Below are 13,658 nucleotides of genomic sequence, written 5' to 3'. Positions count from 1 at the left end.
ACGAGGAGGGGCGCGATGGCTGGATCCGAGTCGGTCCGCAGCGACGACGCATCGACCCGTCGACTCCGCCGCCTCGTGCGGGACGGGAAGCTGACGGCGCTTGCAGAGGACGCCGCCGCGATGCCCGCCCGCGAGCTGATCGCCGTGCTCGAGCGGCTCTCCTTCCGCGACCGCGCGGTGGTCTTCCGGGTGCTGCCCAAGTCGCTCGCGATCGAGGTGTTCGACCGGCTCGACCCCGCGGTGCAGGCCGACGTCGTGCAGGGGCTGCACGAGGTCGAGGTCACCGACGTCTTCGGCGAGCTCGACCCGGAGGACCGCGCGGTGCTGCTCGACGAGCTCCCCGCGTCGGTCGCCAGCCGCCTCGTGCGAGCACTGCCCGACGACGAGCGGACGCGCACGTCGGTCGTGCTCGGCTACCCGACGCGCTCGATCGGCCGCCACATGAGCTCCGAGATCATCGTGCTGCGCGCCGACGACCCTGTGGCCGAAGCGCTCGTGCGCGTGCGAGCGCGCCTCGCCGACGCCGAGACCGTCTACACGATGCTCGTGGTCGACGACGAGCGGCGGCTCATCGGCACCGTCGCGCTCCGCGACGTGCTCGGCGCCGCAGAGGACTCGCCGATCGCGAGCATCATGCGGCCCGCCGACCTCGAGGCCGATGCCGCGACCGTCACGGAATCGGCGGAGCTCGCCGCTCGCCGGTGCGCCGACCGGAAGCTCCTCGCGCTGCCGATCGTCGACGCCGAAGGGCGCGCCGTCGGGATCCTCACGGTCGAGGATGCGCTGAGCCTGCTCGAGGACGCGGAGAGCGAGGACGTGGCCAGGTCGGCGGGCTCCGAGCCGCTGCGTCGCCCCTACTTGTCGACGCCGGTGCGCAAGCTCGTGCTCTCTCGCGTCGTCTGGCTCTTCGTGCTGGCGATCGGCGCGACGCTCACGGTGCAGGTGCTCGAGGGCTTCGAGGACACGATCGCGCAGATGGTCGTCCTGTCGGTCTTCATCCCGCTGCTCATCGGCACGGGCGGCAACACCGGCAACCAGGCGGCGACGACCGTCACTCGCGCGCTCGCGCTCGGCGACGTCACGCCTCGCGACATCCTCGCCGTCCTCGCTCGGGAGTCGCGCACGGGCGTCAGCCTCGGCGTCGTGCTCGGCGGCGCGGGCTTCGCGATCGCCTCGCTCTTCTACGGGCCGGGGATCGGCGCCGTCATCGGCCTCACGCTGCTGTGCATCTGCACGCTGGCGGCCTCCGTCGGCGGGGCGATGCCGCTCGTAGCGAAGGCGATCCGCGTCGACCCGGCGGTCTTCTCGAACCCGTTCATCACCACGTTCGTGGATGCCGCAGGCCTCATCGTCTACTTCCTCGTCGCGCGAGCGGTGCTCGGGCTATAGACGCGGCGCGGCTCACTCTCCCCCGAGCTGCCCCGTCATCCGCCCGTGCATCTTCGTCGACGCGGCGTTGAGCCCCTGCAGCTCGACGGTCTTGCCGAGCCGCGCGTACTTCGTCTCGATCGCATCGAGCGCGGCGACGGTGGACGCATCCCAGATGTGCGAGCGCGAGAGGTCGACGACCACGCGCTCCGGGTCGTCGACGTAGGAGAACTGCGTCGTCAGGTCGTTCGACGAGGCGAAGAACAGCTCGCCCTCCACCGTGTAGTGCGCGGACGCATCCGTCGCCGTCCGGGTCACGGTCGCGAAGTGCGCGACGCGGCGGGCGAAGAGCACCATCGCCGTCACGACGCCGACGATGACGCCGATCGCGAGGTTGTGGGTGGCGACGACGACCGCGACGGTGACGAGCATGACGAGCGTCTCCGACTTCGGCAGGCGCCGCAGGGTCGCCGGCCGGATGCTGTGCCAGTCGAAGGTGCCGACCGACACCATCACCATGACGGCGACGAGCGCCGCCATCGGGATGAGGCCGACGATGTCGCCAAGCGCGACGATGAGGATGAGCAAGAAGACGCCCGCGAGGAAGGTCGAGACGCGCGAGCGGGCGCCCGACGCCTTCACGTTGATCATCGTCTGGCCGATCATGGCGCAGCCGCCCATGCCGCCGAACATGCCGGAGGCGATGTTGGCGACGCCCTGGCCCCAAGACTCGCGCGTCTTGTCGGAGCGGGTGTCGGTGACGTCGTCGACGAGCTTCGCCGTCATGAGCGACTCCATGAGTCCGACGAGCGCCATCGCGAGCGCGGTCGGGCCGATGATGCCGAGCGTCTCGAGCGAGACCGGCACCTGCGGGATGAAGAGCTCCGGCAGGCTGCGCGGCAGCTCGCCCTGGTCGGCGACGTTCGGCACCAACCAGCCGAAGACGAGCACCGCCGCGGTGAGCAGCACGATCGCGACGAGCGGCGCCGGCACGACCCGCTGCAGCTTCGGCAGCAGCACGAGGATGAGGATGCCGACCGCGACGAGCGGGTAGACGAGCCACGGCACGTCGATCAGATGCGGGATCTGCGCGATGAAGATGAGGATCGCGAGCGCGTTGACGAAGCCGACCATGACGCTGCGCGGGATGAAGCGCATGAGCTTCGCGACGCCCAGCACGCCGAGCAGGATCTGCAGCGCGCCCGCGAGCAGCACGGTGGCGATGAAGTAGTCGAAGCCGTGCTCGCGCATGATCGGCGCGATGACGAGCGCGACAGCGCCGGTCGCGGCGCTGATCATCGCAGGGCGGCCGCCGACGAAGGCGATCGTGACGGCCATGATGAAGCTCGAGAAGAGGCCGACGCGCGGGTCGACGCCCGCGATGATCGAGAACGAGATCGCCTCGGGGATGAGCGCGAGCGCGACGACGAGGCCGGCGAGCGCCTCGCGCGTGAAGAGGCGCGGGCTCTTCAGCACGGTGGCGACGGATGGGTCGTCGCGGTAGCGCTCTCGGGCGACGGGGGCGGTGGTGGTCACGGGAGACTCCATGGGACAGCGCGGGCGTGCCGCGGCGGATCGGAGCGCTTCGGCGCGCGGCGCTCCGGGCCCGATGGGCGAGGATGGGAGCGCGGGGTCGAGTGCTCGACCCGATGACTCTACCCTAACGTGAGGGTAGAGTTGAAGAGGGATATCAGATGACGGTCGACGGCACGATGCACATCGGTGAACTCGCGCAGCGCACCGGGCTCTCGCTGCGCTCGTTGCGCCACTGGGACGAACTCGGGCTCGTGCTCGCGTCGGGTCGCACCGAGGGCGGCTTCCGGCTCTACTCCGAGGCCGACGAGCAGCGCGTGCGGCTCATCATGAGCATGAAGCCCTTCGGCTTCACGCTCGAGGAGCTCGCCGAGCTCGCGGACGCGATCGAGGCGGCACCGGCCGATCCGCTCAGCGCGCTGCCCGCTGAGCGCGCGACGTGGTTCCGCGACGAGATGCAGCGCCGCCGCGACAAGCTCGCCCGGCAGCTCCAGGACGCCGACGCGCTGCTCGAGCGCATCCGGCCCTCGTAGGAGCGCTCACTCCCCCGCGCGGGCGCGCGTGAAGTGCTTCCGGATGCGGTCGGCCTGCTCGGGCGTGAGGTGCCACTCGGTGCCGATCTCGTGGCCCTCGAACGGGCCGCCGCCGTCGGTCGGGTTGCGCAGGAAGCCGCGGATCTGCTTGCCCTTGCGATCCATGCCGAGTTCGCGCGACAGCTCTACCGGGGTGATCGTCGACTCGTCCATGAGTCGAGGCTAGCCGCCGTGATGACGAGCGCGGCGGCGTGCGCTGGGGTCGCCGACGGACTTCATGACCGCGCTCGCCGAGGACGTCCTCCCGCTCATCCGCTCACGCGCTGAGCTGTGGCGCTGGAGCGCCGGGACCAGCATGGCGAGCAGATGCACGATGCGATCGACCTCCTCGAGGCCGCGCTCCCCTCGACCGATCCGGCCGAGTCCTACGCCGTCGCACACAAGGCGCTCGCGAGCGCGGTGAAGGTGATCGCGCGGGCCGACGATTCCAGCGGCATCATCGGCGACGCGTGTCGCAGGCTCCTCGCACTGCATCCCCAGCTCGCCGCCGCCGCATCCGTCGCGCCTCGCAAGCGCGTCGACTGGATGATGCGGTTCCAGCTCGAGGGCGACGTCGACTACTTCGAGCTCGATCCCGTCGCGTACGCGCCCGCGCTCGGCGACAGAGGCATGGGGCTCTACCGTGAGCGGATCCACGAGCTGCGCGAGCGCTTCGGGCCAGCGCTCGAGACGGTCGACCCCTCAGCGCCCCATTGGTTCGAGCGATTGCGGATCGCGCGCATCGACCAGCGCTTCGCCGTGCACGACCACCTGCAGCAGGAGTTCGACCGCGCGGGTCTGCCGTGAGCGTCGCGGTTCAACGCGAGCTCCTGTCCGCTCCCGCGCCCGACGGCACCAGAGATCACGACATCAGTACACCGGCAGGATGCTCACGAGCGGCCGATCGTACAGATGCCGCAGGAAGAGATCCGTCTTCTCTCCCCAAGCGCGACGGGACACCACGCGCGGGTGGACTTCGCGACCGAGCTGTTTCCGAGCCGTCTCCGCGACGCCATCGAGCGCTGCGAGATCGACCGCATCGCCGACGATGAGCACATCTACATCGCGCGGGTCGGGCCCCGCTTCGCCGACGAGACGGGCAGCCCACGAGCCGTAGACGTACGCCTCATCGATCCCCGGGACTCCCCGCAAGAGCGGCGCGAGCACTGCGATGGGACCGTACGCATACCGGAGGATCTCGGCGACAGGACGGTAGAGCGGATGCTCCTCGTTGACTCGCAGCAATCGGCTGCGTCCCACGGTGCGCGCGAGCAGGAAGCCCGCGTCGACCATCCGCCCCAGCTCTCGCGAGGCGTTCGCGACGGCGGTGTCCGCCGCACTCGCGAGCTCAGTGACCGAGCGCTCGCGCTCCGGGTGCAGGTACAGCTCAGCGAGAAGCCTGCCTTGCGTGTCAGAGCGCAGCAGAGGTGCGAGGAGGGGCACCGACGGTTTCATATTCGCGATGATATGTTCCGCTTAAAGAGACGGTCACCCCGGGCGACGCTGGGGAGCGACGCTCCTGTGACCCCCGCGACTCGAGGGCTGAGCACGTGTCGCCGAACGGCCGTCCTCGCAACAGGACGAGCCGCCCAACGCCGTGCGGCGCTGGGCGGCCCGTCGGTCTCGCGGATAGGTTCGGCTACGCGTGCGCGAGCGACCGGTCGTCGGCATCCCCGGCGGGCAGGTCCGGAAAGGCCTCGGCGACCCCGGCGTGCACGATGCGTCCGGCCCGAGTGTTCACGCCCGCGGCGAGCATGCGGTCGGCAGCGATCGCCGCTTCCGCTCCCTGCTGCGCGATGCGGCGGACGTACGGCAGCGTCGCGTTCGACAGGGCGCGCGTCGCGGTCTGCGGCACCGCACCCGGCATGTTGGCGACGCAGTAGTGGCGGATGCCGTCGACCTCGAAGGTCGGGTCGGCGTACGTCGTCGCGTGCGACGTCTCGAACGCGCCGCCCTGGTCGATCGCCACATCGATGAGCAGCGCGCTCGGCTTCAGCAGCGCGAGCTGCGCGCGCGAGACGACCTTCGGCGCCGCGCGGCCCGGCACGAGCACCGCGCCGATCACGACGTCGGCCTGTGCGAGCTCGGCCTCGAGCGTCGCGACATCCGACATCAGCACGCGGGCGCGCCCGTCGAGCAGCGCGTCGAGCTGGCGGATGCGCGTGGGCGACATCTCGAGCACCGTCACCTCGGCCTGCATGCCGAGGGCCAGCTGCGCAGCCTGCGTGCCGACGGCGCCGCCGCCGATGATGAGCACCCGGGCCGGCGCGACGCCCGGGGCGCCGCCGAGCAGCACGCCCGGTCCGCCCGCGGGCCGCATGAGGTGCGCGGCGGCGGCATGCGCCGCGAGGCTGCCGGCGATCTCGCTCATGGGAGCGAGCAGCGGCAGGCTGCCGCCGTCGCTCACGGTCTCGTAGGCGATGCCGAGCGTCCCCGACTCGAGCAGCGCCTCGGTGAGCGGCCGGTCGGCCGCGAGGTGCAGGTAGGTGAAGAGCGCGAGGTCGTCGCGCAGGAAGCCGTACTCCGCAGGCGTCGGCTCCTTCACCTTGACGAGCAGCTCCGCTCCCGCCCACGCCTCCTCGCGCGAGACGAGCTCGACGCCCGCGGCGAGGTACTGCTCGTCGGGGAACCCCGCGAGCTCGCCCGCGTTGCGCTCGACGAGCACGGTATGCCCGGAGCGCACGAGGTCCTCGGCGCCGGCGGGCGTGAGCCCGACCCGCGCCTCACCGGGCTTGATCTCCTTGACGACTGCGATGCGCATCCGCCCGTCCTTTCGTCCTTCAGCTGCTCGCGCGTCGCGCGATGTTGTAGAAGCGCACCGATTGGTACTCCTCGAGGCCCTCGGCGCCGCCCTCGCGGCCGAGGCCGGACTGCTTCACGCCGCCGAACGGCGCTGCCGCGTTCGACGGCACGCCCTGGTTGATGCCGACGATGCCGCTCTCGAGCCGGTCGGCGACGTCGAGCGCTCGGTCGAGGCTCTCGGTGAAGACGTAGGCGGCGAGGCCGAACTCGGTGTCGTTCGCCCGCTCGAGCGCCTCCGCCTCGGTCGAGAACCGCTGGATCGCGGCGATCGGGCCGAAGATCTCCTCGAGGGCGAGGTCGGCGTCGGCCGGCACCCGGTCGAGCACCGTCGGCGCGAAGAAGCGGCCGTCGCCGAGCGCCTCGCCGCCCGCGAGCAGCGAAGCGCCGCGCTCGACGGCGTCGCTCGTGAACGCGCCCATCTGCTCGACCGCGCGGGTGTCGATGAGCGGGCCGAGCACGGTGCCGGCGCCGAGGCCGCCGCCGACCCGCACCTGGCGGAAGCGCTCGGCGAGTCCCTCGGCGAAGGCGTCGGCGATGCTGTCCTGCACGAAGAAGCGGTTCGCGCCGATGCACGACTGGCCGCCGTTCCGCAGCTTCGCAGCGAAGGCGCCGTCGATCGCGCGCTCGAGGTCGGCGTCGTCGAAGACGAGGAACGGCGCGTTGCCGCCGAGCTCCATCGATGAGCGCAGGACGCTGTCGGACGCGAGCCGCATGAGCGTGCGGCCCACCTCGGTCGAGCCGGTGAACGACACCTTCCGCACGCGCGGGTCGCCGAGCACCGCCTCGCTGAAGCGCGACGAGCTCGACGTGGTGACGACCTGCACGAGGTCGGCGGGCACGCCCGCCCGCACGGCGAGCTGCACGGCGAAGATCGTCGTGAGCGGGGTCGCGGTCGCGGGCTTCACGACCGCGGCGCAGCCGGCGGCGAGCGCGGGCGCGATCTTGCGGGTCGCCATCGCGAGCGGGAAGTTCCACGGCGTGATGAGCACCGAGAGCCCCACGGGCGCACGCCTGGTGAGGATGCTCGCGCCGCCGTCGGGCGCATCGCGGAACCCGCCCGCGGGGCGCACGGCCTCCTCGGCGTACCAGCGCACGAAGTCGCTGCCGTACTTCACCTCGCCGCGCGCCTCCGCGAGCGGCTTGCCCATCTCGCGCGAGATGAGGTGCGCGAGCTCCTCGGTGTGCTCGACGAGCAGCGCGTGCCACGCGTGCAGCACGTTCGCGCGCTCCCGCGGGGTCGTGCGCGCCCAGGCGCGACCCGCCGCATCCGCCGTCTCGACGACCAGCAGGGCGCCGTCGACGTCGATGTCGGCGATGTGCGCGATGCGCTCACCGGTGGCGGGGTCGTCGACCCCGATGCCCTCGGCGGGCAGGTCGAGGCCCGCGATCACCGCGTCGGCGGTGGCGACGGCGGATGCGTCGTGCGCGATGAGCGCGTCGGTGGCGACAGCGCTCATCGGCCGGCCTCCTCGACGATGGCCTGCTCGATGGCGGCGACGTAGTCGACGACCTCGCGGTCGCTCACGATGAACGGCGGGCTGAGCTGCAGCGTGTTGCCGCGCAGCGGACGCGAGATGAAGCCGAGGTCGACGAGGCGGTCGGTGACGCGCTCGGCCACGAGGTGCTCGCCGAGCGTGATGCCGCCGAGGAAGCCGGCGACGCGCACGTCGACGACGGCCTCCTGGCGCTCCTGCAGCGCGTGGAGCTCGGCGCGCAGCACGTCCTCGAGCTCCCGGACGCGCGGCACGAGCCCGTCGCGCTCGAGGATGTCGAGGTTCGCGAGCGCGACGGCGGCCGCGGTCGCGTGGCCCGCGTAGGTGGCGCCGTGCCGGAAGACGGGCGTCTCGGACGCATCCACGTAGAACGGCTCCCACAGCCGCGGCGCGACGAGCACGCCGCCGAGCGGCGCGTAGCCCGAGGTGACGCCCTTCGCGAAGGTGACGAGGTCGGGCTCGATTCCGTAGCGCTGCGCGGCGAACATCTCACCCGTGCGGCCGAAGCCCGTGATGACCTCGTCGAGCACGAGCAGGATGTCGTGCTCGCGCGCGAGTCGCTGCAGGCCCTCGAGGTAGCCGGGCTCGGGCGGGTTGACGCCGCCGGTGCCCTGCACGGGCTCGGCGACGATCGCCGCGATGCGGTCGGCGCCGATGCGCTCGATCGTCTCCTCGACCTGCGCGAGGTCGTCGAAGGAGACGCGCGCCGTCTCGGGCACGAGCGACTCGGTGCCGTAGCCCTCGCGGTTGAAGGGCAGGCCCGCGATGCTCGTGCCGTAGGCGTGGAGGCCGTGGTACGCGTGCTCGCGGCTGAGGATGATCTGCTTCGTCGGGCGGCCCTGCTGCTGCCAGTGGCGGCGGGCGAGCTTGCACGCGACGTCGATCGCGTCGGAGCCGCCGGAGTTGAGGATGACCTTCGCGCGCTCGATCGGCGCGAGGGCGGCGAGCCGCTCGCCGAGCTCGAGCGCCTTGTCGTTCGAGTAGCGGGCGAAGATGTGGTAGGTCTCGAGCCGCTGCATCTGCTCGAATGCGGCGCGGGCGAGCTCGGGGTGCGCGTGGCCGACGTTCGCGTGCCACAGGCCCGCGGTGCCGTCGAAGAGCCGCTGCCCCTCGGTCGTGAAGACGTACGAGCCCTCGCCGCGGTCGATGACCAGCTGGCGGCCGAGGACCGAGGGCATGTGCGCCTGCGCCGACCACAGCGCGGGCGCGTCGAGCACTCGCGCGGTGTCCGTGGCGGCGTGGGCATCGGTGAGCGTCATCGCATCTCCTTCATCGCAGACGTGGGTCGCGCGCCTCGAGCGGGCGCGCACCCCCACGCTAGGGCTCGTCAAGCGTCAGGTACAGCGACCCTTTCCGACGATCGATCGTCACCTCTGCTGACGATCCGCGAGCGCCGCCGCGATCGCGTCGCGCACGACGCCGAACCACGGATGCGCGCCGGCGCCCGGGCGGACGAGGAAGAGGATGTCGCGCTCCTCGTTCGCGGGCAGCAGCGGGCTCGGCTCGAGCGCGGAGCCCGCCTCCCGCACGACGAGGTCGGGCAGGAACGCCGCCGCGAGGCCAGCCTCGACGAGCCGCAAGTGGAAGAGCAGGTCGGAGGACTCGTGGGCGACGAGCGGCTCGAGCCCGAGCTCGCGGCAGACGCGCATCGCCCACGCGGTCGACGGGGCCTCGCGGCGCTCCATGACCCACGGCATCCCTCGCATGTCGTGGAACGACGCGTCGGCGAAACGCTCGGGCAGGTAGCCGCGCACGGGGTCGCGGCCGATGACCGAGGCTTCGATCGCGCCGGTCGGGCTCAGCTGCGTGCCGGGGAAGGTGTCGGTCACGACCGCGTCGACCTGCCGCGAGACGAGGCGCAGCACCGCCTCCTCGGGGTCGGCGCGGCGCAGCCGCACGTCGAGCCCCGGGTGCTCCTCGGCGAGCCGCTGCAGCGCCGTCGGCATGACGATCCGGCCGATCGAGGTGTAGACCGCGACGGTGATGACGCCGCGCGGCTGCTCGCGAGCTGCGGCGAGCTCGGCCTCGGCGTGCTCGAGCGCGGCGAGCACCGCCTCGGTGTTCTGCACGAGCGCGTGGCCGACGGGCGTCAGCCGCGCGGTGCGGCCGACGCGCTCGAGCAGCACGGCGCCCGTCTCGCGCTCGAGCAGCGAGAGCTGCTGCGAGATCGCGGAGTGGCTGTAGGAGAGCTCGCGCGCGGCCGCAGTGATGCTCCCGTGCAGTGCCACGGCCCGCAGCATGAGCAGTCGCGTGAGGTCGAGCACGATCGAAGCCTATGCCGCGGTCGCGGGCGCTCCACTGCCGCGGACCGTCGCGCGCAGGGTCGGCCCGGCGCCCGGCTACGTTGAGCCCATGGCCACGATGATCCCCGGCTTGATCCGCCCAGGCACGCCGCCCGGCGAGGCCAAGGTGTTCGAGGCGCTCCGCGACCACCCCGGCACCGCCGACTGGATCGTCTGGCACGGCCTGCCCATCCGCCACCACGAGACGCAGGTCGAGGGTGAGGCCGACTTCGTGCTCGTCATCCCGGGCGAGGGGATGCTCGTGGTCGAGGTGAAGTCGCACGAGCGCGTCGAGGTGGGTGACGACGGCTTGTGGCGGCTCGGTGGCCAGGAGCCGACGCCCCGCTCCCCCTACGACCAGGTGTGGGACAACTCGCGCAGCATCCGCAAGTGGATCGAGCGGCGCGCGTACGTGCCGCCGTACCCGATCTGGCAAGCCGTGTGGTTCCCGATGCGCGGCGGCGAGCTCGTCGATCAGCTCGAGGCGCGCATCGACGTGCCCGCGAACGAGACGCTCTCGCGTGCCGACCTCGACGCATCCCGGCTCGTGCAGCGCATCGTCGGCGTGCTGCGGCACGGACGGCGCGAGCTCGAGCGGCGAGTGCCCGCCTACCAGCCCGGCCGGCCCGACGACGAGGACATCGCCGAGGCGCGGCAGGCGCTGCAGCCGTCGATCTCGTGGGCGCGGGCGATGGACGAGCGGCGCGAGCAGCGCGAGCGCGACCTGCGCGAGGCGACCGAGCGGCAGGAGCGGGCGCTGCAGTACTTCGGGGCGAGCCCGCGGCTGCTCGTCACCGGTCCGGCCGGCACGGGCAAGACGAACGTCGCGGTGCGGGCGGCGCTGCTGGCCGCGAACCGCGAGGAGCGCGTGCTGCTCACGTGCTTCAACCGCAGGCTCGAGGCTGACCTGCAGCACCGGCTGCGCGATCGCGGCGAAGTGACGGTCGCGCGCGTGCATCAGCTCATGCTCGCGTCCGCGGGGCTCACGCCGCCGGACGATGCGGGCGACGACTGGTGGAACGGCACGCTGCCCGACGCCGTGCTCGCCGTGACGCGCGCGCCGGGCTTCGAGCCGCCGTTCACGTGCCTCGTCGCCGACGAGGCGCAGGACCTCGCGCGCGACTCGACGCTCGAGGTGCTCGACAGCCTGCTCGTGGGCGGCCTCGCCGGCGCCCGCGTCGTGCTCGCCGGCGACTTCACGCGGCAGGACATCTACACGCCGCAACCCACCCGTGCGTCGAGTAGCCCGACACAACCACCCCGTGGGTCGAGTAGCCCGACACAGTCGGGCGTATCGAGACCGAGCCCTTTCGCCCAGCGCATCCCCGACGCCGCCACCATGACGCTCACGAGCAACGTGCGCCAGACGCCGCAGCTGGCCGAGCTCATCGAGGAGCTGCTCGACGACGAGCTCTACATCGGCTTCGATCGCGACGCCGAGGAGGAGCCGGACGACCTCCCGCTCACGATCCTGCGCTACGGCACCGAGGCGGAGCAGCAGGAGCAGCTCGCGAGCGCGCTCATGGCGCTCTGGGAAGACGGCTGGAATCCGCGCGAGATCCTCATCCTCTCCCCGCGCCGAGCATCGGCGGCCAGTCGCGCGACGGGTGCGGTGGCGGATGCGCTGGCGAGCCACGACGGGGACGCCAACGGCACCCCGTGGGGCACCGTCCACGCCTTCAAGGGGCTCGAGGCGCCCGCGGTCGTGCTCACGGATGTCGACGGCACGAGCCCGCGCTGGCACGACCTCCTCTACATCGGTGCGACGCGCGCGACAGAGCGGCTCGTCGTGCTGACGAGTCTCGACGAGATCGCCGGGCGGGCCCCACTGCAGCGCTGAGCGGTGCAAGGCCGACGAGATGATGCCGGCCACGTCGTTCAAGTGGAGTCTTCGACCCTGCTCGCCCAGTACCTCGGCTCGCGCCGCTCGTGCGCGTATGCGAGCACGCGAACTCGCTGGTCGGCGACGACGGAGACGACGCTCATGCGGAACGGCCTGATGCGGCGGCGTCGAATCGTCGCGTTCGTGTCCGCGGTCGCGGTCGCGAAAGCGGGCCAAGCGTCGGGGCGAGCAGGCACGTCTTCCACCGCCGCTCGGCGGCGTCGATCAGCATGGAGGCGACCTCGATCGGCAGTCGATCCGCAGCCGCGAGCAGCTCGGCGCGCGCGGCAGGATGCTCACTCCAGTCGGACAGCGTCACATGTCCGCTTGCGCACGACGCGAAGCGATCCGCGCGCGGGCGAGCCGCATCGTCTCGCGTCCGTCGACGAGCTCGACTCGAGAGTCCTCGATCTCCGCGATGCGGAGGCGGAGCTCCGCGTGCCAAGCCTCAGCCATCCGCGGGCTGTCCTCAGTGCTCTCTTCGAGATCAGCGATGACCTCGTCCGCGAGCTTGACACGGTCAGCGGGTGAGAGCTCACGCGCCGCCCGGATCAGCTCCGCCAAGGTCATGCCTCGAGTGTAAGCCGCGACCTCGTCGTCATCCGCGAGGACGGCGCCGAGCTGCGGCGCACGCTGCCGCACGACCGCGCGGTCGTCGAGCCGCGCAGCTGAGCAAGGGAAGGAACAGGTTGCGCTTCGTCAGCGTCGCGAACATGCGCGCGTGGATCCGCGAGACCGGTCCCGAGCGCATCATCACCGACCTCGTCGACGAGCGCGAAACCGACTTCCGCCGTTGGGAACAGTTCGAGCGCGAGCCTCGTCGCGAGCCATTCGCCGCTCGGCGTCATCGAGCTCATGCCGACGAGCGACGGCACCGCCTACGGCTTCAAGTACGTCAACGGCCACCCGTCGAACCCGTCGCGCGGCTTCCAGACCGTTACGGCGTTCGGCGTGCTCGCCGACGTCATGACCGGCTATCCGACGCTCCTGTCGGAGATGACGATCCTCACGGCGCTCCGCACGGCGGCGGTATCGGGGCTCGCGGCGAAGCACCTCGCGCGGCCCGACAGCACGCGGATGGGCATGATCGGCGCCGGTTCGCAAGCGGTGTTCCAGGCGCTCGCAGTCCGCTCCCAGCTGCCCGGCGTCACCCGGCTTCGCCTATTCGACGTCGACGGCCGCACCGCCGAGACGGCCGCCCGGCACCTCCGCCAGCTCGGCTTCGAGGTCTCGATCGAGGCATCCGCGGCCGACGCGGTGCGCGACGCCGACGTCATCACGACCTGCACGGCCGACAAGCAGAACGCGACGGTGCTGCGCGTCGACGAGGTGCCGGCCGGAGCGCACCTCAACGCGATCGGCGGCGACTGCCCCGGCAAGACCGAGCTCGACCTCGAGATCGTGCGCCCCCACAGCGTCTTCGTCGAGCACGAGCCGCAGACGCGCATCGAGGGCGAGATCCAGCTGCTGCCCGCCGACTCCCCCGTCACCGAGCTCTGGCGCGTGATCACGGGGGCGGATGCGGGGCGCACCTCGAGCGAGCAGGTGACGGTCTTCGACTCGGTCGGCTTCGCGATCGAGGACTTCACGGCGCTCCGCTACGTGCAGAAGGCGACGGCCGCGACGCGCTACTCAGAGCCGATCGACCTCATCACCGAGCCCGAGGACCCGAAAGACCTCTACGGGATGATCGGGGCGCCCGTCCTGGTCTGATCGAGGCTCTTCT

At 71.8% G+C, this 13,658-nt stretch carries 15 protein-coding genes; 5 read left to right on the top strand and 10 right to left on the bottom strand.

Annotated features, from left to right (window positions below; genetic code table 11):
• The first annotated feature begins 15 nt into the window (after positions 1-15).
• A complete protein-coding gene (mgtE, locus tag ACP7BI_RS00120) occupies positions 16-1,389 on the top strand; it encodes a magnesium transporter (protein ID WP_425842733.1) in 1,374 nt (457 codons plus the stop codon).
• Positions 1,390-1,401: 12 nt separating this feature from the next.
• On the opposite strand, the gene ACP7BI_RS00115 is transcribed toward mgtE, so the two are convergent.
• Positions 1,402-2,916, bottom strand: a complete 1,515-nt coding sequence (locus tag ACP7BI_RS00115) for a SulP family inorganic anion transporter (RefSeq protein ID WP_425842731.1) — start codon at positions 2,914-2,916, stop codon at positions 1,402-1,404.
• A 146-nt stretch (positions 2,917-3,062) separates the two neighbouring features.
• Between ACP7BI_RS00115 and ACP7BI_RS00110 the strand changes: the two genes are divergently transcribed.
• Positions 3,063-3,434 carry a MerR family transcriptional regulator gene (locus ACP7BI_RS00110; RefSeq protein ID WP_425842729.1) on the top strand — a complete coding sequence of 124 codons (372 nt, stop codon included), beginning with the start codon at positions 3,063-3,065 and terminating at the stop codon, positions 3,432-3,434.
• Between the two features lie 6 nt (positions 3,435-3,440).
• On the opposite strand, the gene ACP7BI_RS00105 is transcribed toward ACP7BI_RS00110, so the two are convergent.
• Entirely contained in the window at positions 3,441-3,647 is a 207-nt protein-coding gene (locus tag ACP7BI_RS00105) for a hypothetical protein (RefSeq protein ID WP_425842727.1), read from the bottom strand.
• Between the two features lie 153 nt (positions 3,648-3,800).
• Between ACP7BI_RS00105 and ACP7BI_RS00100 the strand changes: the two genes are divergently transcribed.
• Complete coding sequence (locus ACP7BI_RS00100) at positions 3,801-4,280, top strand: DUF6880 family protein (RefSeq protein WP_425842725.1); 480 nt, start codon at positions 3,801-3,803, stop codon at positions 4,278-4,280.
• Between the two features lie 63 nt (positions 4,281-4,343).
• Here the strand turns inward: ACP7BI_RS00100 and ACP7BI_RS00095 are convergent, their stop codons facing one another.
• The 5 genes from ACP7BI_RS00095 to ACP7BI_RS00075 all read right to left on the bottom strand — a co-directional run bounded on the left by ACP7BI_RS00095 (position 4,344) and on the right by ACP7BI_RS00075 (position 10,032).
• Entirely contained in the window at positions 4,344-4,928 is a 585-nt protein-coding gene (locus ACP7BI_RS00095) for a helix-turn-helix domain-containing protein (protein WP_425842723.1), read from the bottom strand.
• Positions 4,929-5,112: 184 nt separating this feature from the next.
• Positions 5,113-6,234, bottom strand: coding sequence for an alanine dehydrogenase (gene ald, locus ACP7BI_RS00090; RefSeq protein WP_425842721.1), 1,122 nt, complete (start codon positions 6,232-6,234; stop codon positions 5,113-5,115).
• A gap of 19 nt (positions 6,235-6,253) precedes the next feature.
• A complete protein-coding gene (locus tag ACP7BI_RS00085; RefSeq protein ID WP_425842719.1) occupies positions 6,254-7,732 on the bottom strand; it encodes an NAD-dependent succinate-semialdehyde dehydrogenase in 1,479 nt (492 codons plus the stop codon).
• On the bottom strand, positions 7,729-9,027 hold the full coding sequence (locus ACP7BI_RS00080; protein WP_425842717.1) for an aspartate aminotransferase family protein: 1,299 nt from the start codon (positions 9,025-9,027) through the stop codon (positions 7,729-7,731). The genes ACP7BI_RS00085 and ACP7BI_RS00080 overlap by 4 nt, the downstream gene beginning before the upstream one ends.
• 108 nt (positions 9,028-9,135) lie before the next feature.
• Positions 9,136-10,032 carry a LysR family transcriptional regulator gene (locus ACP7BI_RS00075; protein WP_425842715.1) on the bottom strand — a complete coding sequence of 299 codons (897 nt, stop codon included), beginning with the start codon at positions 10,030-10,032 and terminating at the stop codon, positions 9,136-9,138.
• A gap of 88 nt (positions 10,033-10,120) precedes the next feature.
• On the opposite strand from ACP7BI_RS00075, the gene ACP7BI_RS00070 reads away from it, so the two are divergent.
• Positions 10,121-11,890: an NERD domain-containing protein gene (locus ACP7BI_RS00070; RefSeq protein ID WP_425842713.1), complete on the top strand. Its 1,770-nt coding sequence runs from the start codon at positions 10,121-10,123 to the stop codon at positions 11,888-11,890.
• Positions 11,891-12,032: 142 nt separating this feature from the next.
• Here the strand turns inward: ACP7BI_RS00070 and ACP7BI_RS00065 are convergent, their stop codons facing one another.
• Genes ACP7BI_RS00065 through ACP7BI_RS00055 form a run of 3 tightly spaced genes read right to left on the bottom strand, consistent with a single transcriptional unit; the run spans position 12,033 to position 12,807 of the window.
• Positions 12,033-12,251, bottom strand: coding sequence for a hypothetical protein (locus ACP7BI_RS00065; protein WP_425842711.1), 219 nt, complete (start codon positions 12,249-12,251; stop codon positions 12,033-12,035).
• Complete coding sequence (locus ACP7BI_RS00060; RefSeq protein WP_425842709.1) at positions 12,248-12,502, bottom strand: addiction module protein; 255 nt, start codon at positions 12,500-12,502, stop codon at positions 12,248-12,250. Before ACP7BI_RS00060 ends, ACP7BI_RS00065 begins: the two co-directional genes overlap by 4 nt.
• Positions 12,499-12,807 (bottom strand): hypothetical protein, encoded by a 309-nt coding sequence (locus ACP7BI_RS00055; RefSeq protein ID WP_425842707.1) that lies wholly within the window; start codon positions 12,805-12,807, stop codon positions 12,499-12,501. The genes ACP7BI_RS00060 and ACP7BI_RS00055 overlap by 4 nt, the downstream gene beginning before the upstream one ends.
• On the opposite strand from ACP7BI_RS00055, the gene ACP7BI_RS00050 reads away from it, so the two are divergent.
• Complete coding sequence (locus ACP7BI_RS00050; protein ID WP_425842705.1) at positions 12,788-13,645, top strand: ornithine cyclodeaminase; 858 nt, start codon at positions 12,788-12,790, stop codon at positions 13,643-13,645. The two genes, ACP7BI_RS00055 and ACP7BI_RS00050, sit on opposite strands and share 20 nt — an antisense overlap.
• Positions 13,646-13,658 lie beyond the last annotated feature (13 nt).

It is taken from the genome of Agrococcus sp. TSP3-2-1, from assembly GCF_049897585.1.
Lineage (GTDB): Bacteria > Actinomycetota > Actinomycetes > Actinomycetales > Microbacteriaceae > Agrococcus.
This window is presented reverse-complemented; position numbering and strand designations above follow the sequence as displayed.

Excerpts from the sequence above, each read along its gene's own strand:
- ald (WP_425842721.1), bottom strand. The coding sequence starts at position 6,234 with ATGCGCATCGCAGTCGTCAAGGAGATCAAGCCCGGTGAGGCGCGGGTC.
- ACP7BI_RS00105 (WP_425842727.1), bottom strand. The coding sequence starts at position 3,647 with ATGGACGAGTCGACGATCACCCCGGTAGAGCTGTCGCGCGAACTCGGC.
- ACP7BI_RS00050 (WP_425842705.1), top strand. The coding sequence starts at position 12,788 with ATGCCGACGAGCGACGGCACCGCCTACGGCTTCAAGTACGTCAACGGC.
- ACP7BI_RS00095 (WP_425842723.1), bottom strand. The coding sequence starts at position 4,928 with ATGAAACCGTCGGTGCCCCTCCTCGCACCTCTGCTGCGCTCTGACACG.
- ACP7BI_RS00085 (WP_425842719.1), bottom strand. The coding sequence starts at position 7,732 with ATGAGCGCTGTCGCCACCGACGCGCTCATCGCGCACGACGCATCCGCC.
- ACP7BI_RS00070 (WP_425842713.1), top strand. The coding sequence starts at position 10,121 with ATGGCCACGATGATCCCCGGCTTGATCCGCCCAGGCACGCCGCCCGGC.
- ACP7BI_RS00100 (WP_425842725.1), top strand. The coding sequence starts at position 3,801 with ATGCACGATGCGATCGACCTCCTCGAGGCCGCGCTCCCCTCGACCGAT.
- mgtE (WP_425842733.1), top strand. The coding sequence starts at position 16 with ATGGCTGGATCCGAGTCGGTCCGCAGCGACGACGCATCGACCCGTCGA.
- ACP7BI_RS00110 (WP_425842729.1), top strand. The coding sequence starts at position 3,063 with ATGACGGTCGACGGCACGATGCACATCGGTGAACTCGCGCAGCGCACC.
- ACP7BI_RS00115 (WP_425842731.1), bottom strand. The coding sequence starts at position 2,916 with ATGGAGTCTCCCGTGACCACCACCGCCCCCGTCGCCCGAGAGCGCTAC.
- ACP7BI_RS00060 (WP_425842709.1), bottom strand. The coding sequence starts at position 12,502 with ATGACCTTGGCGGAGCTGATCCGGGCGGCGCGTGAGCTCTCACCCGCT.
- ACP7BI_RS00080 (WP_425842717.1), bottom strand. The coding sequence starts at position 9,027 with ATGACGCTCACCGATGCCCACGCCGCCACGGACACCGCGCGAGTGCTC.